This window comes from Pseudomonas sp. LRF_L74, from assembly GCF_965644255.1.
GTDB lineage: Bacteria > Pseudomonadota > Gammaproteobacteria > Pseudomonadales > Pseudomonadaceae > Aquipseudomonas.
In genome coordinates, this window is record NZ_CBFFRH010000009.1 from 140,940 (window position 1) to 162,342 (window position 21,403).

19 protein-coding genes and 1 pseudogene are annotated in these 21,403 nt (G+C 64.3%); 14 read left to right on the forward strand and 6 right to left on the reverse strand.

Features of this window, described 5'->3' with window-relative positions; translation table 11 throughout:
• The first annotated feature begins 2 nt into the window (after positions 1-2).
• From ACSZPK_RS21550 to ACSZPK_RS21580, 7 genes are all read left to right on the forward strand, one after another.
• Complete coding sequence (locus tag ACSZPK_RS21550; RefSeq protein WP_437883593.1) at positions 3-719, forward strand: winged helix-turn-helix domain-containing protein; 717 nt, start codon at positions 3-5, stop codon at positions 717-719.
• Positions 716-2,179: a sensor histidine kinase gene (locus tag ACSZPK_RS21555; RefSeq protein WP_437883594.1), complete on the forward strand. Its 1,464-nt coding sequence runs from the start codon at positions 716-718 to the stop codon at positions 2,177-2,179. Before ACSZPK_RS21550 ends, ACSZPK_RS21555 begins: the two co-directional genes overlap by 4 nt.
• Positions 2,180-2,386: 207 nt before the next feature.
• Positions 2,387-3,406 (forward strand): extracellular solute-binding protein, encoded by a 1,020-nt coding sequence (locus tag ACSZPK_RS21560; protein ID WP_437883595.1) that lies wholly within the window; start codon positions 2,387-2,389, stop codon positions 3,404-3,406.
• 2 nt (positions 3,407-3,408) lie between these two features.
• On the forward strand, positions 3,409-4,980 hold the full coding sequence (locus tag ACSZPK_RS21565; RefSeq protein WP_437883596.1) for an ABC transporter permease: 1,572 nt from the start codon (positions 3,409-3,411) through the stop codon (positions 4,978-4,980).
• A 119-nt stretch (positions 4,981-5,099) separates the two neighbouring features.
• On the forward strand, positions 5,100-6,479 hold the full coding sequence (locus ACSZPK_RS21570) for a multicopper oxidase family protein (RefSeq protein ID WP_437883597.1): 1,380 nt from the start codon (positions 5,100-5,102) through the stop codon (positions 6,477-6,479).
• A gap of 4 nt (positions 6,480-6,483) precedes the next feature.
• Positions 6,484-6,963 carry a tRNA adenosine(34) deaminase TadA gene (tadA, locus tag ACSZPK_RS21575; protein ID WP_437883598.1) on the forward strand — a complete coding sequence of 160 codons (480 nt, stop codon included), beginning with the start codon at positions 6,484-6,486 and terminating at the stop codon, positions 6,961-6,963.
• 504 nt (positions 6,964-7,467) lie between these two features.
• Positions 7,468-8,772, forward strand: coding sequence for an MFS transporter (locus ACSZPK_RS21580; protein WP_437883599.1), 1,305 nt, complete (start codon positions 7,468-7,470; stop codon positions 8,770-8,772).
• A 10-nt stretch (positions 8,773-8,782) separates the two neighbouring features.
• Here the strand turns inward: ACSZPK_RS21580 and mltF are convergent, their stop codons facing one another.
• Positions 8,783-10,255 carry a membrane-bound lytic murein transglycosylase MltF gene (mltF, locus tag ACSZPK_RS21585; protein WP_437883600.1) on the reverse strand — a complete coding sequence of 491 codons (1,473 nt, stop codon included), beginning with the start codon at positions 10,253-10,255 and terminating at the stop codon, positions 8,783-8,785.
• 294 nt (positions 10,256-10,549) lie between these two features.
• On the opposite strand from mltF, the gene purL reads away from it, so the two are divergent.
• The 3 genes from purL to ACSZPK_RS21600 all read left to right on the forward strand — a co-directional run bounded on the left by purL (position 10,550) and on the right by ACSZPK_RS21600 (position 15,394).
• A complete protein-coding gene (gene purL / locus ACSZPK_RS21590) occupies positions 10,550-14,446 on the forward strand; it encodes a phosphoribosylformylglycinamidine synthase (protein WP_437883601.1) in 3,897 nt (1,298 codons plus the stop codon).
• Positions 14,447-14,610: 164 nt separating this feature from the next.
• A complete protein-coding gene (locus ACSZPK_RS21595; RefSeq protein WP_437883602.1) occupies positions 14,611-14,928 on the forward strand; it encodes an NGG1p interacting factor NIF3 in 318 nt (105 codons plus the stop codon).
• Between the two features lie 103 nt (positions 14,929-15,031).
• The gene (locus ACSZPK_RS21600) at positions 15,032-15,394 is read left to right on the forward strand and encodes a DUF2388 domain-containing protein (RefSeq protein ID WP_437883603.1); all 363 of its coding nucleotides are present in this window, start codon (positions 15,032-15,034) and stop codon (positions 15,392-15,394) included.
• Here ACSZPK_RS21600 and ACSZPK_RS21605 read toward each other — a convergent pair.
• From ACSZPK_RS21605 to ACSZPK_RS21615, 3 genes are all read right to left on the reverse strand, one after another.
• Complete coding sequence (locus ACSZPK_RS21605; RefSeq protein WP_437883604.1) at positions 15,391-15,894, reverse strand: L,D-transpeptidase family protein; 504 nt, start codon at positions 15,892-15,894, stop codon at positions 15,391-15,393. The genes ACSZPK_RS21600 and ACSZPK_RS21605 overlap by 4 nt on opposite strands.
• Positions 15,895-16,050: 156 nt before the next feature.
• A complete protein-coding gene (locus tag ACSZPK_RS21610; RefSeq protein ID WP_437883605.1) occupies positions 16,051-16,284 on the reverse strand; it encodes a DUF2789 domain-containing protein in 234 nt (77 codons plus the stop codon).
• Positions 16,285-16,294: 10 nt separating this feature from the next.
• Positions 16,295-16,846, reverse strand: coding sequence for an NUDIX hydrolase (locus tag ACSZPK_RS21615; RefSeq protein ID WP_437883606.1), 552 nt, complete (start codon positions 16,844-16,846; stop codon positions 16,295-16,297).
• 131 nt (positions 16,847-16,977) lie between these two features.
• Between ACSZPK_RS21615 and ACSZPK_RS21620 the strand changes: the two genes are divergently transcribed.
• Genes ACSZPK_RS21620 through purT form a run of 4 tightly spaced genes read left to right on the forward strand, consistent with a single transcriptional unit; the run spans position 16,978 to position 19,525 of the window.
• The gene (locus ACSZPK_RS21620) at positions 16,978-17,586 is read left to right on the forward strand and encodes a CoA pyrophosphatase (RefSeq protein WP_437883607.1); all 609 of its coding nucleotides are present in this window, start codon (positions 16,978-16,980) and stop codon (positions 17,584-17,586) included.
• Positions 17,587-17,595: 9 nt separating this feature from the next.
• Positions 17,596-18,120 (forward strand): gamma carbonic anhydrase family protein, encoded by a 525-nt coding sequence (locus ACSZPK_RS21625; protein ID WP_437883608.1) that lies wholly within the window; start codon positions 17,596-17,598, stop codon positions 18,118-18,120.
• Complete coding sequence (locus ACSZPK_RS21630; protein WP_437883609.1) at positions 18,120-18,317, forward strand: DUF1289 domain-containing protein; 198 nt, start codon at positions 18,120-18,122, stop codon at positions 18,315-18,317. Before ACSZPK_RS21625 ends, ACSZPK_RS21630 begins: the two co-directional genes overlap by 1 nt.
• A 26-nt stretch (positions 18,318-18,343) precedes the next feature.
• Positions 18,344-19,525: a formate-dependent phosphoribosylglycinamide formyltransferase gene (purT, locus tag ACSZPK_RS21635; protein WP_437883610.1), complete on the forward strand. Its 1,182-nt coding sequence runs from the start codon at positions 18,344-18,346 to the stop codon at positions 19,523-19,525.
• A 35-nt stretch (positions 19,526-19,560) separates the two neighbouring features.
• Here purT and ACSZPK_RS21640 read toward each other — a convergent pair.
• A pseudogene (locus ACSZPK_RS21640) lies at positions 19,561-20,259 on the reverse strand (transporter associated domain-containing protein); the annotation flags it as partial.
• A gap of 175 nt (positions 20,260-20,434) precedes the next feature.
• Positions 20,435-21,235: a cytochrome C assembly family protein gene (locus tag ACSZPK_RS21645; RefSeq protein ID WP_437883611.1), complete on the reverse strand. Its 801-nt coding sequence runs from the start codon at positions 21,233-21,235 to the stop codon at positions 20,435-20,437.
• Positions 21,236-21,403: the final 168 nt, after the last annotated feature.

The following is a 21,403-nucleotide window of genomic DNA, read 5'->3' on the forward strand; positions in this document are numbered from 1 at the left end:
CGATGCCCACACCCCGCCGCATCCTGCTTGTCGAAGACGATATCCATATCGCCGACATGCTCGCCCTGAACCTGCGCGACGAAGGCCTGGAGGTGGTGCATTGCGCCCGTGGCGACGAAGGCCTGGCCCATCTGCAGCGCGGCGGTTGGGATGCCCTGGTGCTGGACCTGATGCTGCCCGGCGTGGATGGCCTGGAAATCTGCCGCCAGGCCCGGGCGATGACCCGCTACACACCGATCATCATTATCAGCGCCCGCTCCAGCGAGGTGCACCGCATCCTGGGCCTGGAAATCGGCGCCGACGATTACCTGGCCAAGCCGTTCTCGGTGCTGGAACTGGTGGCACGGGTCAAGGCGCTGCTGAGGCGGGTGGAGGCCCTGGCGCAGAACGCCCGGTTGGAATCGGGCAGCCTGCTCATCGATGGCCTGGCGATGGACCCGGTGGCTCGCGAGGCGCGTTTGAACGGTACGCGCCTCGAACTCACGCCACGCGAGTTCGACCTGCTGTATTTCTTCGCCCGCCAGCCGGGCAAGGTGTTTTCACGCATGGACCTGCTCAATGCCGTCTGGGGCTATCGGCACGAAGGCTACGAGCACACGGTAAACACCCATATCAATCGCCTGCGCAGCAAGATCGAGGACGATCCGTCGCAGCCGGCGCGCATCCTCACGGTCTGGGGCAAGGGCTACAAGTTCGTCGAGACGGGGAGTGCGGCATGAGGCTGACCCTGACCCAGCGCCTGTCCCTGGTGTTCGCTCTTTTGTTGCTGGTCTGCAGCAGCACCTCGGCGTGGATGCAGGTGCGCTCCAACCGCATGCACGAGCAGGAGGTGGTCCAGGCGCTGTCCCGCGATGTGGCGCAAAGCATCGGCCGTGACGTGCAGCTCACCGACGCCAACGGTCTCAGGCCCGATGCCATCCGTGATCTGTTCAGCCAGTTGATGATGGTCAACCCGAGCGTCGAGGTGTATCTGCTCGAGCCCGACGGGCATATCGCCGGGCACGCGGCGCCGGAAGGGCGACTGCGCCGGGAGGCGGTGGACCTGCGGCCGATCCGCCAGTTTCTCGATGGCCGCATGCTGCCGATCCTCGGCGACGATCCACGCAGTGTCGACGGGCGCAAGGTATTCAGCGCCGCGCCGTTGGCGGTGGATGGACGCGAGGTCGGCTTCATTTATGTGGTGCTGCTGGGCGAGGCCCATGACCTGCTGGCGGCGCGCGACTCGGCCGATGCGGTGTTGAAGACCGCGCTCTGGTCGATCGGCATGGTCGCGCTGCTGTGCCTCGCCGCTGGCCTGGTGGCGTTCACCCTGATCACCCGGCCGCTGCGCAAGCTGACGGACTCGGTACGCCGGTTCGACATGCAGGGCGCGCCGCCGGAACCGCCCGAGGCAGCGCCTGCGCCGAGCGAGTCAGGCCCTGATGAGATTGCCGTGCTGGATTCGGCCTACCGGCAGATGCAACGACGCATCGGCGAGCAATGGCAGGCCCTGGTGCGGCAGGACCAGGAGCGTCGCGAGCTGATCGCCAACGTCTCCCATGACCTGCGCACACCGCTGGCATCCGTGCAGGGCTACCTGGAAACCCTGCTGCTCAAGGATGCCTCATTGGAACCCCAGGAGCGCCGGCGTTACCTGGGCATCGCCCTCGACCAGAGCCGCAAGGTTGGCGCGCTGGCGCAGAGCTTCTTCGAGCTGGCGCGACTGGAATACGGCTTCGTGCAGATCGAGCCGGAATCGTTTTCCATGGTCGACCTGGTCCAGGATGTATTCGAAAAGTTCGAGTTGCGCGCCGAGGCCAGCAGCGTGGCCCTGCTGGCGGAGTTCCCGCCGCGCTTGCCGGCGGTGCAGGCCGACCTGGGCATGATCGAGCGGGTTCTCAGCAATCTGTTGGACAACGCCTTGCGCCATACGCCGGGCGGCGGTCATGTCCGGGTCGTGCTGGCGGCTGCCGGCGATGGTGTGCAGGTGACGGTCTGCGACGACGGTCCGGGGATCGCAATGGAGTTGCGCGAGGGGCTGTTCCGTCGTCCGTTCACGGTCGGCGGCGAGCGCCGTGGCGGTGGGTTGGGGCTGCATATCGTGCAGCGCATCCTGCACCTGCATGGCCGTGACATCAGGCTGCTCGATGACCCGTCGCAGGGCGCGGCGTTGCGCTTTTCGCTATCGACGGCGAGCTGACGGCTGCCCACAGGGAAGCACGCCGCGCCTCCTTCCTGTATCCTGTGCGCCCTTTGCGCCGGGCGTCCTCTGCCTCGTCCGCGCTGTTCCGCCATGCCCCTGCACCCGTCTGGCTCACACAGGTTGAAACCTGACAGTTGAGAATGAGGTGCAGTTGGCCCGTATAATCTCCCGCGAATCTTTGGCTTACCGAGAGGAAAGTGGCTTATGTCAGCACATCGTGTAACCGGACTGGCGCGCGCTATCGGCGCTGGTGTTCTGTCGTTCGCTCTGTTTTGCAGCGCTACCGCACGGGCCGACGACCCGGTGACCCTGACGCTCTACAACGGCCAGCATGAGGCGACCGGCAAGGCCGTCGCGGATGCCTTCCAGAAGAAAACCGGGATCAAGGTCGTGATTCGCAAGGGCGGTGGTGGCCAACTGGCCAACCAGATCGCCGAAGAGGGCGAGCGTTCGCCGGCCGATGTCATCTATACCGAGGAAGCGCCGCCGCTGATCAAGCTGGCCAGCCAGGGCCTGCTGGCCAAGGTCGATGACAGCACCTTGTCGCAGATCGACGCCAAGTTTTCCGACAGCAGCGGCCAGTGGCTGGGTATCACCTCGCGCGTGCGGGTATTGGCCTACAACCCCGATCTGGTCAGCGAGGACGAGTTGCCGAGCCATGTGCTCGACGTCGCAGGGCCCGAATGGGCTGGCAAGATCGCCTTCGTGCCGAGCAGCGGCGAGTTCCTCGGGCAGACAGCAGCGGTCATTCGTATCAATGGCCGCGAAGCCGCCGAGGAGTGGCTGACCGGACTCAAGGCGTTCGGCGGCACCTACACCAACAACGTGATCGCGATGAAGGCCGTGGAGAACGGTGAAGTCGGCGCGGCGCTGGTCAACAGCTACTACTGGACCGCCCTGAAGAAAGAAAAGGGCGAGCTGAAATCCAAGCTGCATTACTTCGCCGATGGCGACGCCGGCGGGCTGTCCAGCGTTTCCGGCGCGGCGGTGGTCAAGTCGAGCAAGCACCAGAAAGAGGCCCAGCAGTTCCTCGCCTTCATGATCAGCGAAGAAGGGCAGAAGGCCATTCTCAGCAAGTCGGCGGAGTACCCGGTCAATCCGAAGGTGCAGGCCGATCCGTTGCTCAAGCCCTATGACCAGCTCAAGCCGCCGGCCATTACCGCCGACGAAATCGGCCTGGCCGAAGATGCCCTCGACCTGCAGCGCGAAGTCGGACTGAACTGACCATGCAAACCGAGGCCGCAAGCGCACCATTGCCCGCACCTGTAAGCCGATACCGGCGCAAGTCGCCGCCGATCTGGCTGCAGATTCCCGTACTGGCGTTGCTGCTGGTGGCGGCCTTGCCGCTGTTCTTCGTGGTCGCCCGTGCGGCGCAGACCGGTTGGCACGAGGCCTGGGCGCTGCTCTGGCGACCGTTCGTGTTCGGCCTGCTGGCCAACACCATGAAGCTGATGGTGCTGGTCACCATCGGCTGTGCGTTCATCGGCCTGGCCCTGGCCTGGCTGGTCGAGCGCAGCGACCTGCGTTGGCGCAAGCACTGGAACGTGCTGCTGTGCCTGCCGTTCGCCATTCCGTCGTTCGTCAGCGGTTTCACCTGGGTCTCGATCAGTCCGATGTTCGAAGGCCTTGGCGGTACGGTGCTGGTGATGATCCTGTCCAAGTATCCGCTGATCTACCTGCCGCTGGTGGCGATGCTGCGCAGTCTTGATCCGGCGCTGGAAGAATCCGCGCGGATGCTCGGCTACAACCGCCGCCAGGTGTTCTGGAAGGTGACCTTGCCGCTGCTGCGCCCCGTGCTGATGGCCACCAGCCTGCTGGTGGCGGTGCACATGCTGGTGGAGTTCGGCGCGCCGTCGATCATGCGCTACCAGACTTTCACCACGGCGATCTACCAACAGTTCGAGCTGGAGTTCAGCGGCAGCAACGCGGCGATGTTGTCGGCGCTGCTGCTGGCGATGTGCATGATCATGCTGTGGGGCGAGTTCCGTCTGCGCGGTCGCGGTTATGCGCGTACCGGCCAGGGCGTGGCGCGTAGCGCGGCGCCGGTGCGGCTGGGGGCGTGGAGCGTACCGGCGCAACTGGCGCTGGTGGTGCTGGTGGCCATCGGTTGCGGTACGCCGCTGACCATGCTCGGTTTCTGGATCGTCGAAGGCAGCTCGGCAGCCTTCCCGCTGGACGAGATCCTGCAGACGCTGTGGTCGTCGCTGTCCTATTCCTTCGGCGGCGCCTTGCTCAGTTGCCTGCTGGCGCTGCCGGTGTGCCTGGTGGTGGTGCGCTACCACGGACGCATGGCGAACCTGGCGGATCGCCTGCCGTACCTGTTGCATGCCTTGCCGGGGCTGGTCATCGCCCTGTCGCTGGTGTTCTTCGCCCTCGGCTACATGCCGTCGCTCTACCAGACCGCGATCCTGCTGCTGGTGGCCTACGCGCTGTTGTTCATGCCGATGGCCCAGGGGCCGATTCGCGTCGCCCTGGAAAAAGCCTCGCCGCAACTGGAAGAGGCGGCACGCACCCTGGGTCATACACCGATCTCGACCTTTCTCAAGGTAACCCTGCCAATCATCTTCCCTGCCATCGGCGCCGGCTTCGTGCTGGTGTTCCTCGACTGCATGAAGGAATTGACGGCGACCCTGATCCTCGGCCCGACCGGCCTGGAAACCCTGGCCACCAAGGTCTGGTCGCACACCGGCAACCTCGAATACGCCGGTGCGGCGCCTTATGCGGCGTTGATCGTGCTGGTCTCCGGCTTGCCGGTCTATCTGTTGACCACCCGTGCCTACGCCCAGCGGCGCGGGTGAGTCGTTCGCTTACCTTTTCGTCTACCAGGGTGTATCGTGCGCGCCACCCCAGCGTCCGCCAGAGGCGTGTACGGATCACCCTGATTAGCGTCGGCGGTTTCGCTGCAGGAGCCTGAACCATGTCCTTTACCCGCAGACAGATCCTGGCCGGTATCGCCGGCCTCGGCGTCGTTGGCCTCGGTGCTGGTGGCGCACGTTACTGGCTGGGCCGCGTGGCCGCGCCCAAGACCCATGACTACGAACTGATCGCCGCGCCGCTCGATATGGAACTGGTCGCCGGCCATGTCACGCCGGCCTGGGCCTACGGCGGCCAAGCTCCTGGCCTGGAACTGCGTTGTCGCCAGGGCGACATGCTCCGGGTGCGCTTCATCAACAAGCTGCCCGAGCAGACCACCATCCACTGGCACGGCATCCGCCTGCCGCTGGAAATGGACGGCGTGCCCTATGTCTCCCAGGCGCCGGTGCTGCCGGGTGAATACTTCGACTATGAGTTCCTCGTTCCGGATGCCGGCAGCTACTGGTACCACCCGCATACCACCAGCGCCGAGCAACTGGGCCGTGGCCTGGTCGGCCCATTGATCATCGAGGAGCGCGAAGCCAGCGGCTTCAAGCACGAACGGGTGCTGTGCCTGAAAACCTGGCATATCGATGCGCAGGGCGCCTTCACCGCGTTCAGCGTGCCGCGCGAAGCGGCGCGGGAAGGCACGCGCGGGCGGCTGAGCACGGTCAACTCCGTGTCGATTCCGACCCTCGAATTGCCGGCCGGCCAGGTGGTGCGTCTGCGCCTGCTGAACCTGGACAATACGGTGACCTACCGACTGAACCTGGCTTCCAGCGATGTCGACGTGCGTATCTACGCACTCGACGGCCACCCGGTCCAGCCGCGTCCCCTGGGCAAGGAGTACTGGCTGGGGCCAGGCATGCGCATCGACCTGGGCTTGAAGGTTCCCGAGGTCGGCACTGAATTGCCGTTGCGCAATGGCCCGCTGCGCCTGGCAACGATCAAGTCGGTCGCCAGCAGTGAGCCGGCCGCAGAGTGGCCGGCGCCCTTGCCGGACAACCCGGTGGCAGAGCCCGACCTGAGTCGCGCCGAGACCCTGCGCTTCAATTTCGAGTGGGCCGCCGCGCTGGCCTCGCCCGCCGACGAAGCGGCGGGGCGCTACAAATACTGGCAGATCAACGGCCAGGCCTGGGACATCAACGACAAGACCTGCGCCGACCGGCCCATCGCCACGCTGAAGAAGGACGGCCACTACATATTCGTGCTGCGCAACATGGCCCAGTACCAGCACCCGATCCATCTGCATGGCATGGCCTTCAAGGTGCTCGACTCCAATCGCAAGGCCATCATTCCGTACTTCACCGACACCTATCTGCTGGGCAAGAACGAGACCGCGCGCATTGCCTTGGTCGCCGATAATCCGGGGGTGTGGATGTTCCACTGTCATGTCATCGACCATATGGAAACCGGCCTGATGGCGGCGATCGCGGTGGTTTGAGGCGATGAGCAAGGTAGCGATCATCGACCGTAGCCAGGACGAGCGCTTCATGCGCCTGGCCCTGGAACAGGCGCGCCTGGGCGCCGAGCAGGGCGAGGTGCCGGTCGGCGCGGTGCTGGTGCGTGATGGCGAGGTCATCGGCCTGGGCTACAACTGCCCGATCCTGCGCCATGACCCCAGCGCCCATGCCGAGATGGTCGCCATTCGTGCCGCTGCCGAAGCCGCGTGCAACTACCGCCTGCCTGGCAGCACCCTGTACGTCACCCTGGAGCCGTGCAGCATGTGCGCCGGTTTGATCGTGCACGCGCGTATCGCCCGGGTCGTCTACGGCACGCTGGAGCCGAAGGCGGGCGTCGCCCAGAGTCGCGGAGCGTTCTTCGACCAGAGCTTCCTCAACCATCGTGTGCTGGTCGAGGGCGGCGTGCTGGCCGAGGAGTGCGGGGCCATGTTGCGCGGCTTCTTCAAGCAGCGTCGCCAGTCCTAGGGGTATTTCTCGCGCAACCCGAAGGCTCCGCGCGGTCGCGACGAAACATCAACGGACCCTAGGGTCTGTTGCCGTTTCGTCGCGACCGCGCCGGAGCCAGTTTTTATACGAGGCGAGGCGCGAGATGCGAAGTTTAGTGGGCTAAATGAGCCATCGAGTAACGCTGCATCGTATAAAAACGGGCCCGGCCCTGCGGGTTGTGCGAGAAATAACCCCCGCTGTCGTTGCAGGACTTGGTAAGGGAATGACCATTGCCTGCGTCCTGCGCCTAACCGGGGGTTATTTCTCGCGACAACGCGGCTTGCGACGAAACGGCAACAGACCCTAGGAGCCTGTCCCTTTTCGCCATGTGCCCGTCCAAACGCGACGGGGGCGTTGAAAAGGGCTGCCGAATCGAGGCGAGGCTGCTAGTGTTTAGCCCCATGTCAAGAAGACGGCATGCCATCCTCTGGCGCTGCCGCTATCCGACCGGTTCGTGCTGCCTCGTTCGATTGGTACCCCTCCATGCCTGTGATTTGGAAGTCGTTTCGCTCGCTGTATTTCGCCACCCTCCTGATGCTGCTCGGAACCGGCCTGCTGGGAACCTACCTGGCCTTGCGCCTGGCCGAGTCGGTCGATGGCTTGTGGGTTGGCGCCATGATGGCGGCCAACTACGCCGGCCTCGTATTGGGTGGCAAGGTCGGGCACCGGCTCATCGCGCGGGTCGGCCATATCCGTGCCTATGTATCGTGCGCCGGAGTGGTCACCGCCGCCGTGCTGGGCTTCGGCCTGATCGACTGGCTGCCTGCGTGGTTGGCGCTGCGCATGCTGATCGGCATGTCGGCGATGTGTCAGTACATGGTCATCGAGAGTTGGCTCAACGAGCAGGCCGAGGCGAAGTCGCGTGGCCTGGTGTTCAGCGGCTACATGGTGGCGTCCTACCTCGGCTTGGTGCTTGGTCAGATGGTGCTGGTGATCCACCCCGCCCTGGGCGTGGAGCTGCTGATGATGGTCGCCCTGTGTTTTTCCCTGTGCCTGGTGCCCGTGGCGCTGACGCGCAAACTGCACCCCGCACCACTGCGACCGGCACCGTTGGAGCCACGTTTTTTCATCAAGCGGGTGCCGCAATCGCTGACCACCACCCTGGCCGCCGGGTTGACGATCGGTTCCTTCTACGGCTTGGCGCCGCTGTATGCCGCGCGCATGGGCTTGCAAACCCAGCAGGTCGGCTTGTTCATGGGCGTCTGCATCTTCGCCGGCCTGGTTGTGCAGTGGCCATTGGGCTGGCTTTCGGACCGTTACGATCGGGCCCGGCTGATTCGTGGCTGCGCGTTGTTGATGGGCGTGGCAGCCTTGCCTCTGGCGGTGCTGCCGCGGGTACCACTGGAGCTGTTGCTGCCGATGGCGTTCGTCGTCTGCCTGTTGCAGTTCGCCCTCTATCCGTTGGCGGTGGCGTTCTCCAACGACCACGTGGAGGCCGAGCGCCGGGTTTCGCTGACGGCCATGCTGCTGGTGACGTTCGGCGTAGGCGCCTGTATCGGGCCGCTGTTCGGCGGCGTGGTGATGAAATATTTCGGCGCCAACATGCTCTACGTCTTCTTCGTTCTCTGCTCGCTGGTCCTGGTGTGGCGAATCAAGCCCGATGCGGTGACCAACCTGCACCAGGTCGAGAATGCACCCTTGCATCACGTGCCGATGCAGGACAGCACGGCCAGCTCGCCGCTGACCGCGGCGCTCGATCCACGGGTCGACGAGCAGGTCGTGCAGGACGTGATGACCACCAGCCCCAGCCCCGAGCCGGCCCCGGAGGCGCAAGCGCAGCAGGGCTGAGGCGCAGGCTTCAGAGCGTCGACTTGTCTTCGTCCTGCTCGTCGTCCTTGGCGATGCCAGGAATGTGCAGGGCACTGTTGACCATCTGGTTGCCTTCCAGCTGAGGCTGGGTCACCCAGGTCAGGATGTCGTAGTAGCGGCGGATGTTGCGCACGAAATGCACCGTCTCGCCGCCGCGCGCATAGCCATAGCGGGTCTTGCTGTACCACTGCTTCTGCGACAGGCGCGGCAGCATCTTCTGCACGTCGAGCCACTTGTTGGGGTCGAGCCCTTCGTTCTGCGCCAGTTTGCGTGCGTCGCTCAAGTGGGCGATGCCGATGTTGTAGGCCGCCAGGGCGAACCAGGTGCGATCCGGCTCGGTCAGCTCATCGGCCAGGCCGGCATGGATCAGCGCCAGGTATTTGCCGCCGCCCTGAATGCTCTGGCGCGGGTCGAGGCGGTTGGCCACGCCCATGGCCTGGGCGGTGCCCTGGGTCAGCATCATCAGGCCGCGCACGCCGGTCTTGGAGGTGGCATCGGGCTGCCACATCGACTCCTGATAGCCAACGGCCGCGAGCAGGCGCCAATCGACCTTCTGTTGTTCGCCGGCCTGGCGGAAATGCTGTTCGTAGCGCGGCAGGCGCTGGCGCAGGTGCTGGGCGAAGGTGTAGGCGCCGACGTAGCCGAGTACGTCGACGTGGCCGTAGTAGCGATCCTTCAGGCGTTGCAGGCTGCCGTTTTCCTCGACCAGGGCAAGAAAATGATCGACCTCCTGCAGCAGGCTGTCGTCGGCGCCCGGCGCCATGGCCCAGCCGAGGTTGCGCGAGTCGCCGAAGTCGAAGGCCACGCGCACCTTGGAGAAGTACACCTGGTTCATCGCCAGCTCATTGGAGTCGACCACGGTCAGGTCGATCTGGTCTTCGTCGACCATGCGCAGCAGGTCGACCACCTCGACCGCCGAGGACTCCTCGAACTTCAGCTCGGGCAGGGTGGCTTGCAACTCGCGCAGTTGCTCGGCATGGCTGCTGCCTTGCAGCACCATGATGCGTTTGCCGACCAGGTCCTCGGGGCGCGAGGGCCGGCGGTCACCGTCGCGATAGATGACTTGCGGCGTGACTTCCAGATACGGTTGGGAGAACTTGGCCACGCTCTTGCGGCCTTCGCTGGCGACCAGACCGGCGGCAGCCAGTTCCGGACCGTCGGCCTGGCTCAGGCGCGCATAAAGGTCGTCCAGGTTGTCGGCGGTCTCGATTTTCAGCTCGACGCCCAGATTTTCGGCGAAGCGCTTCACCAGTTCGTACTCGAAGCCGGTTTCGCCGTTGCGGTCCTGGAAATAGGTGGCCGGGCTGTTGCGGGTGACCACGCGCAGGACGCCCTCCTTCTGTATGCGCTCGAGCGTAGTAGGCTTGGGCTCCTCACTACTACAACTGCCGAGCAGCAGAAAGATTCCGGTCGCCATCAGCCAGGCGGCAGCGCGCATGCGGAAAGCTGTTTGGGGAAACATGCGGCGCAGTATATCGAAAGCCCGGCTGCCACCATATCTCGACAGCCGTCGGGCGCTCTGATAAGCGAAGCATGCCGCAGGTGCCGCGGCCGAGTGCTTTAGGTTCTGTACGAAAAGTCGTCGAGCGAAGGTCAGGCGAGGCAAAAACGGGTGAGGAAGCGGAGTTTACGCGTTGTAAATGAGCATTCCGAACCCGTTTTTAACGAAGCATCACCGAGCGCAGGCACTTTTCGTACATAACCTAGGCTAGAATATGCGGCCTCAAAGCACACCCCTTCCCAGAGGCTGTTCACGATGTTGATCCTGCGCGGCGCGCCCGCTCTTTCTTCTTTCCGCCACGGCAAATTGCTCGAGCAACTGACCGCCAAGGTCCCTGCCGTGACAGGTCTGTACGCCGAGTTCGCGCATTTCGCCGACGTTACCGGCACGCTGACCGCCGATGAAGAGCATGTCCTGGCACGCCTGCTGAAGTACGGCCCCAGTGTTCCGGTCCGGGAACCCAGCGGTCGCCTGTTCCTCATCGTGCCGCGCTTCGGCACCATTTCGCCCTGGTCCAGCAAGGCCAGCGACATCGCCCGCAACTGTGGCCTGGCCAAGATCCAGCGCCTGGAGCGCGGCATCGCCTACTACGTCAGCGGTGAGTTGAGCGCCGAGGATGTGAGCGCGGTCGCCGCTCAACTGCATGACCGCATGACCCAGGCGGTGCTGGAGGCCATGGAACAGGCCGCCGCGCTGTTCAGCCATGCCGAGCCGAAGCCGCTGACCGCCGTGGACATCCTCGGTGGCGGTCGCGCCGCGCTGGAAAAGGCCAACGTCGAGCTGGGCCTGGCCCTGGCCGAGGACGAGATCGACTACCTGGTCAATGCCTTCCAGGGCCTTAAGCGCAACCCGCACGACATCGAACTGATGATGTTCGCCCAGGCCAACTCCGAGCATTGCCGGCACAAGATCTTCAATGCGAGCTGGGACATCGATGGCGAGAGCCAGGAAAAATCCCTGTTCGGCATGATCAAGAACACCTACCAGATGCACAGCGAGAACGTACTGTCCGCCTACAAGGACAACGCCTCGGTGATCGTCGGCCACAGCGCCGGACGCTTCTTCCCGAACCCGGAAACCCGCCAGTACGGCGCGGTGCAGGAGCCGGTGCACATCCTGATGAAGGTGGAAACCCACAACCACCCGACGGCCATTTCGCCGTTCTCCGGCGCCTCCACCGGTTCCGGCGGCGAGATTCGCGACGAAGGCGCCACCGGTCGCGGCGCCAAGCCGAAAGCCGGCCTGACCGGTTTCACCGTATCCAACCTGAACATCCCCGGTTTCGAGCAGCCCTGGGAAGTGCCGTATGGCAAGCCCGAGCGCATCGTCACGCCGCTGGACATCATGATCGAGGGCCCGCTGGGCGGCGCCGCGTTCAACAACGAATTCGGCCGCCCGGCGCTGACCGGCTACTTCCGTACCTTCGAGCAGGCGATCAGCACGCCCCATGGCGAGGAAGTGCGCGGCTACCACAAGCCGATCATGCTCGCGGGCGGCATGGGCAACATCCGTGAAGACCATGTGCAGAAGGGCGAGATCACCGTCGGCGCCAAGCTGATCGTGCTCGGCGGCCCGGCCATGCTGATCGGCCTGGGCGGCGGCGCCGCTTCGTCGGTCGCCACCGGTGCCAGTTCGGCGGACCTGGACTTCGCCTCGGTGCAGCGCGAAAACCCGGAAATGGAGCGTCGCTGCCAAGAGGTCATCGACCGTTGCTGGCAACTGGGCGACAAGAACCCCATCGCCTTCATCCATGACGTCGGCGCCGGTGGCATCTCCAACGCCTTCCCGGAGCTGGTCAACGACGGCGGCCGTGGCGGCCGCTTCGAGCTGCGCAACGTGCCCAACGACGAACCAGGCATGGCGCCCCACGAAATCTGGAGCAACGAGTCCCAGGAGCGTTACGTGCTGGCCGTCAGTGCCGTCGACTTCGAGCGCTTCCAGGCCATCTGCGAGCGCGAGCGTTGCCCGTTCGCGGTGGTCGGCGAAGCGACAGCCGAGCCGCAATTGACCGTTACCGACAGCCATTTCGCCAACACCCCGGTGGACATGCCGCTGGAGGTGCTGCTCGGCAAGCCGCCGCGCATGCACCGTTCGGTCAAGCGCGAGGCCGAACAGGGCGATGACTTCAATGCTGCCGAATTGAGCCTGGCCGAAGCGGTGACCCGCGTCTTGCGCCACCCAGCCGTGGCCAGCAAGAGCTTCCTGATCACCATCGGCGACCGCACCATCACCGGCCTGGTCGCCCGCGACCAGATGGTCGGTCCTTGGCAGGTCCCGGTGGCCGATGTCGCCGTCACCGCCACCAGCTTCGACGTCTATACCGGCGAAGCCATGGCCATGGGCGAGCGCACGCCGCTGGCCTTGCTCGACGCCGCCGCCTCCGGGCGCATGGCGATTGGCGAGACGCTGACCAACATCGCCGCGTCGCGTATCGAGAAAATCTCCGACATCAAACTGTCCGCCAACTGGATGGCTGCTGCCGGCCACCCGGGCGAAGACGCGCGTCTGTACGACACCGTGAAAGCGGTCGGCATGGAATTGTGCCCGGCCTTGGGCCTGACCATTCCGGTGGGCAAGGACTCGATGTCGATGAAGACCAAGTGGAGCGAAGAGGGCGCGGAGAAGAGCGTCACTTCGCCGCTGTCGCTGATCGTCACCGGCTTCGCGCCAGTCACCGACATTCGCAACACCCTGACCCCGCAACTGCGCCTGGACAAGGGCGAGACCGACCTGATCCTGATCGACCTCGGCCGTGGCCAGAACCGTCTCGGCGGCTCGATCCTCGCCCAGGTCTACAGCAAGCTCGGCCAAACCGTGCCGGACGTCGACGATGCCGAAGACCTCAAGGCCTTCTTCGCTGTGATTCAGGGCCTGAATGCCGACGGTCACCTGCTGGCCTACCATGACCGCTCCGACGGCGGCCTGCTGACCAGCGTGCTGGAAATGGCCTTCGCCGGCCATTGTGGCCTGGAACTGCAACTCGATGGCCTGGTCGCCGACCAGGCTGAACTGGCTGCCGCGCTGTTCAACGAAGAGCTGGGCGCGGTCATCCAGGTTCGCCAGGACGCCACGCCGCAAGTGCTGGCGCAATTCAGCGCGGCAGGCCTGGAAGACTGCGTGGCGGTGATCGGCAAGCCGGTCAACGGCAGCGACGTAGCGATCAATTTCAATGGCGAGAAGGTGTTCGGTGGCGAGCGCCGCATGCTGCAGCGCCAGTGGGCGGAAACCAGCTATCGCATCCAGCGCATGCGGGACAACGCGCAGTGTGCCGAGCAGGAGTTCGACCTGCTGCTCGACGAAGAAAACCCTGGCCTGTCGGCCAAGCTCAGCTTCGACGTCAATCAGGACATCGCCGCGCCCTACATCAAGAAAGGCGTGCGTCCGCAAGTCGCGGTGCTGCGTGAGCAGGGCGTCAATGGCCAGGTGGAGATGGCGGCTGCCTTCGACCGCGCCGGTTTCTCGGCCATCGACGTACACATGAGCGATATTCTCGCTGGTCGCGTCAGCCTGGACGAGTTCAAGGGCCTGGTCGCCTGCGGTGGCTTCTCCTACGGCGACGTACTGGGCGCTGGTGAGGGGTGGGCCAAGTCGGCACTGTTCAACAGCCGTGCCCGCGATGCCTTCCAGGCGTTCTTCGAACGCAAGGACAGCTTCGCCCTCGGCGTGTGCAACGGTTGCCAGATGATGTCCAACCTGCACGAGCTGATCCCGGGCAGCGAATTCTGGCCGCATTTCGTGCGTAACCGCTCCGAGCAGTTCGAGGCGCGCGTGGCGATGGTCCAGGTGCAGGAGTCGGCGTCGATCTTCCTGCGTGGCATGGCCGGCACGCGCCTGCCTATCGCCATTGCCCACGGAGAGGGCCATGCCGAGTTCGAAAACGAAGAGGCGCTGCTGGAGGCCGATCTGTCCGGCACCGTGGCCCTGCGCTTCGTCGACAACCACGGCAAGGTTACCGAGTCCTATCCGGCCAACCCCAACGGCTCGCCGCGTGGGATCACCGGCCTGTGCAGTCGCGATGGTCGCGTGACCATCATGATGCCGCACCCGGAGCGGGTGTTCCGCGCTGTGCAGAACTCCTGGCGCCCGGATGATTGGCAGGAAGATGGTGGCTGGATCCGCATGTTCCGCAATGCGCGGGTCTGGGTAGACTGATCCGTAGCCGATGCACCAAAGCCCGCCGCTAGCCCCGGCGGGCTTTTCGTTACAGGGTTCCGTCGGCGTTCGACGAAAGATGCGGCATCGCTGCTGTATTAGAGGCCGGCAAAATGCCATCATTCGCAAGGCAATGAATTCGCGAGTGATTTGGGGAGGGGGGGATGTACAAGCTGTGTTTCTACGTACCGCAAAGCCATCTGGAAGAGGTCAAGGAGGCGGTGTTCAAGGCGGGCGCGGGAGGCATCGGTAATTACGACAGTTGCTGCTGGCAGACGCTGGGGCAGGGGCAGTATCGGCCAACGCAGGGGAGCAGTCCGTTTCTGGGGACGCGGGACGAGTTGCACCGTCTGGAGGAATGGAAGGTCGAGTTGGTGGTGGCCGACGAGTTGCTGCACGACTCGGTGAAAGCCTTGAAGCAGGCCCATCCTTACGAGACGCCAGCGTTTGAAGTGTGGCGGCTGTCGGATTTGAAGTTCTGATTTTCGTGTAGTCTCGAGGGACGGCTTGGCCGAAACGGGCTGCGGGTCGATGGCATCGAGCAGCTCGTTGCCGCCGCCGACCTCTTTGCTGCGCAGGTCCAGGATGAAAGCCGCTACTCTCGTCGCCACGTTGCTGTTCGCCTGGGCCATCCAGCCCGCCCTGGGCCGTGATTTCCTCGGTTTTCCCGATTTCGACCAGGAACCGCTGGAAGCTTCGACCTTCTATCCGATATTCACCACGATCGGCATCGTCGTCAGCCCCATCGTCAGCACCCAGCTCACCATCGATGAAATGCGCTACAAGCTCGTGCTGGCCCGCGACGATGCCGCCAGCTTCGTTGCCAGCAACGGCGAAATCCGTGGCGCGTTTCTGCAGGCGGCCCTGCTGGCTTTGCGCGAGCGACCTGAGCATGCGGCGGATAGCGACCTGCGACTGGCCCAGGTCATCCTCGCGATGCCGCCCTAGGGCCGAATTTCGATCAGCGTGCCGTCGCGCACCAGGCTCCAGACTTCGCGCATGTCATCGTTCTTCATGGCGATGCAGCCTTCGGTCCAGTCCAGGGTGTTGAAGTACCACTCGGGATACTCTTCATCCTGCGGCGTGCCGTGGATCATGATCATGCCGCCGGGCTTGAAGCCCTCCCGGCGCGCATTGGCCAGGTCGCGGGCATTGGGGTAGGAGACGTGCATGGCCAGGTTGTAGCGGTCACTGGTCTTGCGCCAGTCGATCCAGTAGTAGCCTTCCGGCGTGCGGCTGTCGCCTTCGCGCAGCTTGGTCCCGCGCGGTTGTTTGCCCAGGGAGATGCGATAGGACTTGAGCACTTCGCCGCGCGCCATGAGATGCAGCTTGTGCTCGGTCTTGAGCACCAGAACCTTGTCCACGGTCTGCCCCTGCAATGTGACGGTGGTCGAGGCATGGGTGAGGCTGACAAAGCAAAAACAAAGTACGGCGAGCAGCCAGCGCATTGCGAGAGTTCCGGAGTGGTGCCGGGACCGTTTCAGGGGCAGAAACTGAAGGTCCCGGGAGGCAGATCGTTATGGGCGAGAGTCTGCCTATGCCGCAGTGGATGTTCAATCCTCGCGGTGTACCGGTAGTCCGCCGACGACAGGTGGTCGCCGGGCTTATTTGGCCAGCGAGGTGGCCAGTTCGTCGACCTGCACGGCCCAATCGGCATCGCGATTGAGGGCTTCGGCAAGGAAGGTGGCCTGGGCGGGCGTCCAGAACGGCGCATCAGGCAGGCGCTGGCCTTCCAGTAGGTGATGGTCGCGAATGAAGGCGGCAATGTCCTTGTTGCTCGACGGCAGGCCCAGTTGCTCGAACAGGGTGGTCAGGCTGTGGTGGTCGCTGGTGTCCATGGTGCGCTCCTTAGTCTTGATTCGCTGGCCGCATCGGTGCCACGCCTTCGTTGCGGATCGGGTAATTATGCTGCAGGCGGTCGGCGAAATAGTACTTCAGTGTACGTCCGACGGTAGGGAAGGCCAGCTCGTTCCAGGGGATTTGCGCCTCGTCGAACAGCCGTACCTCGAGGCTTTCCTCGCCGACATCGAACTGGCCGTCGACCAGTTCGGCGCGGAAGAACACATGGAGTTGGCTGATGTGGGGCAGGTCATACAGGGTGTAGAGCTGCAGCGAACCGACACGGGCACAGGCTTCCTCGACGGTTTCCCGGGCAGCGGCTTCGGCCGTGGTCTCGCCGTTTTCCATGAAGCCGGCAGGCAGGGTCCAGAAGCCGCGTCGCGGTTCGATGGCGCGCCGGCACAGCAACACCTGCTCACCCCAGACCGGCAGGCAGCCGGCGACGATGCGCGGGTTCTGGTAGTGCACGGTGGCGCAGCTCGTGCAGACGAAGCGCGGGCGGTTGTCGCCAGCGGGAATGCGGTGTTCGACGGTGCTGCCGCACTGGCTGCAGAATTTCATGGGTCATCTCCTGGTCGCAGTCATCTTCGCCGCCGCGCGAGTTGGCGGCAAGCCAGGTGGTCGGTGAAACTTGGGCGTGGCGCAGCTTCATGCCATGATGCCAGGCGAAAACAAGGATCGAGATACAGGCCATGCTCGACGAGCTCCTGCAGCGCGTGCGCAGCCATACCCCCAATACGCTGGAAAATACGCAGCGCCTTTCCGAGGCGGCGGTGTTGCTGCCCATCACCCGCAGCGACGAGCCCGAGTTGGTGCTGACCCTACGCGCCAGCGGCCTGTCGACCCATGGCGGCGAAGTGGCTTTTCCAGGTGGGCGACGGGACCCGGACGATCGTGACCTGATCCACACCGCGTTGCGCGAAGCCGAGGAAGAAGTCGGCTTGCCGCCAGGACTGGTGGAGGTGATCGGCCCGCTGAGCCCGCTGGTTTCGCGTTTCGGCATTCGGGTAACGCCTTATGTGGGCGTGGTCCCGGATTACGTCGAGTATCGTCCCAACGATGCCGAGATTGCCGCCGTATTTGCAGTGCCGTTGCGTTTCTTCTGCGATGACCCGCGCGAGGTCACGCATCGCATCGACTACGAGGGACGCAGTTTTTACGTGCCTTGCTATCAATATGAAAACTACAAGATCTGGGGGCTGACCGCGGTGATGATCGTCGAGTTGGTCAACCTAGTGTTCGATGCCGGAATCGACCTGGAGCGACCACCCAGGCCATCGGTGAAGATCGTCAAGCCGTGAGGAATGTCCATGAAATATCGCCTGGGCGATAGCCGGGTCGATGCCGATCCGCAGAGCTGGATCGCGCCTAATGCCAGCGTGATCGGCAAGGTGCGCCTGGAGCCGGGAGCCAGTGTCTGGTTCGGTGCGGTGCTGCGTGGCGACATGGAACTGATCCACATTGGCGTGGACAGCAACGTCCAGGACGGCAGCGTGATGCACACCGACATGGGCTTCCCGCTGACCCTGGGCAAGGGCGTGACGGTGGGGCACAACGTGATGATGCACGGCTGTACGGTCGACGATTACAGCCTGATCGGCATCAATTCGGTGATCCTCAACGGCGCGAAGATCGGCAAGTACTGCATCATCGGCGCCAATTCGCTGATTCCCGAAGGCAAGGAGATTCCCGACGGCAGCCTGGTCATGGGGTCTCCTGGCAAGATCGTGCGTGAGTTGAACGAGCAGCAGAAGAAAATGCTCGAAGCCAGCGCGGCCCACTACGTTCATAATGCGCGGCGTTTCGCCCGCGACCTGGCCGTGCAGGAGGACTGATGAGCGACGAGCGACCCGTTCGTTCACCCTGCGTCAGCATCTGCGCGCTGGGCGATGACGACCTCTGTACCGGCTGTCAGCGCACGGTCGACGAGATCACCCGCTGGAGCCGCATGGACAACCATGAGCGCCGCGAGGTATTGCGTCGTTGCGACGAGCGAGCCCTGGCCGCGGGACAATTTCTGATCCAACCCTGAACCACCCGTTTTCCGAGGAATTCTTCATGTCCCGTATCGGTACTCCGCTGTCGCCGACAGCAACCCGCGTTCTGCTCTGTGGCTCCGGCGAGCTGGGCAAGGAAGTAGTGATCGAGCTGCAGCGCCTGGGCTGCGAAGTGATCGCCGTCGACCGTTACGCCGACGCGCCGGCCATGCAGGTCGCCCATCGCAGCCATGTGCTCAGCATGCTCGATGGTGCCGCATTGCGCGAGGTGATCGAGCGCGAGCAGCCGCATTACATCGTGCCGGAGATCGAGGCCATCGCCACCGATACCCTGGTCGAGCTGGAGACGGAAGGGTTCACTGTCATTCCGACCGCCCGTGCCGCGCAACTGACCATGAACCGCGAGGGTATCCGCCGCCTGGCCGCTGAAGAGCTGGGCCTGCCGACCTCGCCGTTCCTGTTCGCCGATACCTTCGAGGCCTACACGGTGGCGGTGGAGACCGTCGGCTTTCCGTGTGTGGTCAAGCCGATCATGAGCTCATCCGGCAAGGGCCAGAGCGTGCTGAAAGGGGCGTCGGACCTGCACAAGGCCTGGGACTATGCCCAGGAAGGCGGCCGTGCCGGCAAGGGACGGGTGATCGTCGAGGGTTTCATCGACTTCGACTATGAAATCACCTTGCTGACCGTGCGCCACAGTGGCGGCACCAGTTTCTGTGCGCCGATTGGCCACCGTCAGGTTGCGGGTGACTATCACGAATCCTGGCAGCCCCAGGCCATGAGCCCGAAGGCCCTGGCCGAGTCCGAGCGGGTTGCGCGGGCGGTGACCGAGGCGCTGGGCGGCCGGGGGCTATTCGGTGTGGAACTGTTCGTCAAGGGCGATCAGGTGTGGTTCAGCGAAGTATCGCCGCGTCCGCACGACACCGGCCTGGTCACTCTTATCTCTCAGGATTTGTCCGAGTTCGCCCTGCATGCCCGCGCGATCCTCGGTCTGCCGGTGCCGACCATCCGTCAGTTCGGTCCGTCCGCTTCGGCGGTTATCCTGGTGGAAGGCGAGTCGAGCCAGGTTTCCTTCGGCAACCTGGAGGCGGCTCTGGCCGAGCCGGATACCGCCCTGCGCCTGTTCGGCAAGCCGCAGGTCAGCGGCCAGCGGCGCATGGGCGTGGCCCTGGCACGGGCCGAGTCCGAGGCTCAGGCGCGCGCCAAGGCGACACGCTCCGCGGCAGCGGTGGATGTGAAGCTTTAAGGGCGAGCAGAGCCACGCTCGACGCTTGTCACCGATCAGCGCTGCGTACGCCGCAGCGCTGAGTGCCAGGCGCGCACGCGAGTAACTCGGTTCTCGCTGGATTCGAGGATTTCCAGGCGGTATGGGCCGATGCGCAGGCATACCGGGCAATCCGGGATGGTTTCCAGGGCTTCGGTGATCAGGCCGTTGAGGGTCTTGGGGCCGTCGCTGGGCAGGTGCCAGTTCAACGCCTTGTTGATCTCGCGGATGCTGGCGGCGCCATCGATGATGCGTGTGCCGTCGGGCTGGGTCTGGAGGTCCGGGTTGTCGCCATCGCCCTGGTCGTTGAAGTCGCCGACGATTTCGTCGAGCAGGTCCTCCAGTGTCACCAGGCCCCGCACGTCGCCGTATTCGTCGACCACCAGGCCGAGGCGGCGCTTTTCCTTGCGGAAGTTGATCAGCTGGGTGGCCAGCGGCGTGCCTTCGAGCACGAAATAGGGGGCGACGCAGCAGGCCAGCAGGCTTTCCTTGGTCAAGGCGTTGCGGGTCAGCAGGCTGGCCAGGCGGCGCATGTGCACGATCCCGGCAACCTGGTTCAGCTCACCGTGGTACACCGGTTGGCGGGTGTGGGTGCTCTGGCGCAATTGCTCGACGATATCGGCCAGGTCGTGATCGAGGTCGATGCCCTTGACCTCGCTGCGCGGGATCATGATGTCCTCGACCGTCATGTTCTCCAGCTCCAGCAACTGGAACAGCGTCTGCTGGCGTTGCAGGCGTACATCGTCGGGCGATCGTTCGGCTGGCTCGTGGTCGCGCGCGCCGTCGCCGCCCGGTCCGCGTCGGCGCAAGCCTGAACTCAGCAGCCAGGTGATGCACGTCGCCAGCAGTGCCACGGCGGCGATCCAGGGCAGGCAGGCCTGCAGATCGAACTCAGACATGCAGGATGAATTCGCGAACCAGCTTGCTGCCGAAGTAGGCCAGCATCAGCAGGCAGAAACCTGCCAGCGTCCAGCGGATCGCCTTGTGCCCGCGCCAGCCGAGCTGGTGGCGCCCCCAGAGCAGCACGGCGAAGACCACCCAGGCGAAGCAGGACAGTATGGTCTTGTGCGCCAGGTGCTGGGCGAACAGGTTCTCGACGAACAGCCAGCCGGAGATCAGCGACAGCGACAGCAATACCCAGCCCGCCCAGAGGAAGCCGAACAACAGGCTCTCCATGGTTTGCAGGGGCGGGAAGTTGCGAATCAGCCCGGACGGATGCTTGTGCTTGAGCTGGTGGTCCTGCAGCAGCAGGAGCAGGGACTGGAATACCGCCATGGTCAGCAGCCCGTAGGCGGTGATCGACAACAGGATATGCACCAGGATGCCAGGGGCTTCATCCACCGGGTTCTGTGTGCCGGATGGCAGGAACTGCGCCAACAGCACCGTCAGGCAGCCGAGTGGCAGAAATATCAGCAACAGGTTTTCCACCGGAATGCGCATGCAGGCCAGCAAGGTGAGCACGATCACGGAGTAGGCGATGAGGCTGGAGGCGTTGAAGAAATCCAGGGTCAGGCCCGGGCTTGCATGCAATTGCATGAACAGGCTGGCGCCATGGAAGAACAGGGCGACCACCACCAGGAGCGCGAGTAGCGACATTTTCGGCCGTTCGCGCCTGGCCAGGCGCAGGCCTTGGTAAAGAGTGGCACCGGCGTAGAGAGCGGCGGCGGCCAGGCTGGGCAGCAGAGGGTGCATAAGTCCTTGTAAGGCGAGCCCGAAAGAGGGGGATTCTGGCATATAAGAAGCATTCCTAGAAGACCGCGGGGCAATCCCGCAGGGCGACATCGCGCCGCATGGCTCACGAGGGCAACCAGGCGAGCGTGGGTAAAGCGATCATTATCTCGCTTGCCATTCGGTCTCCCG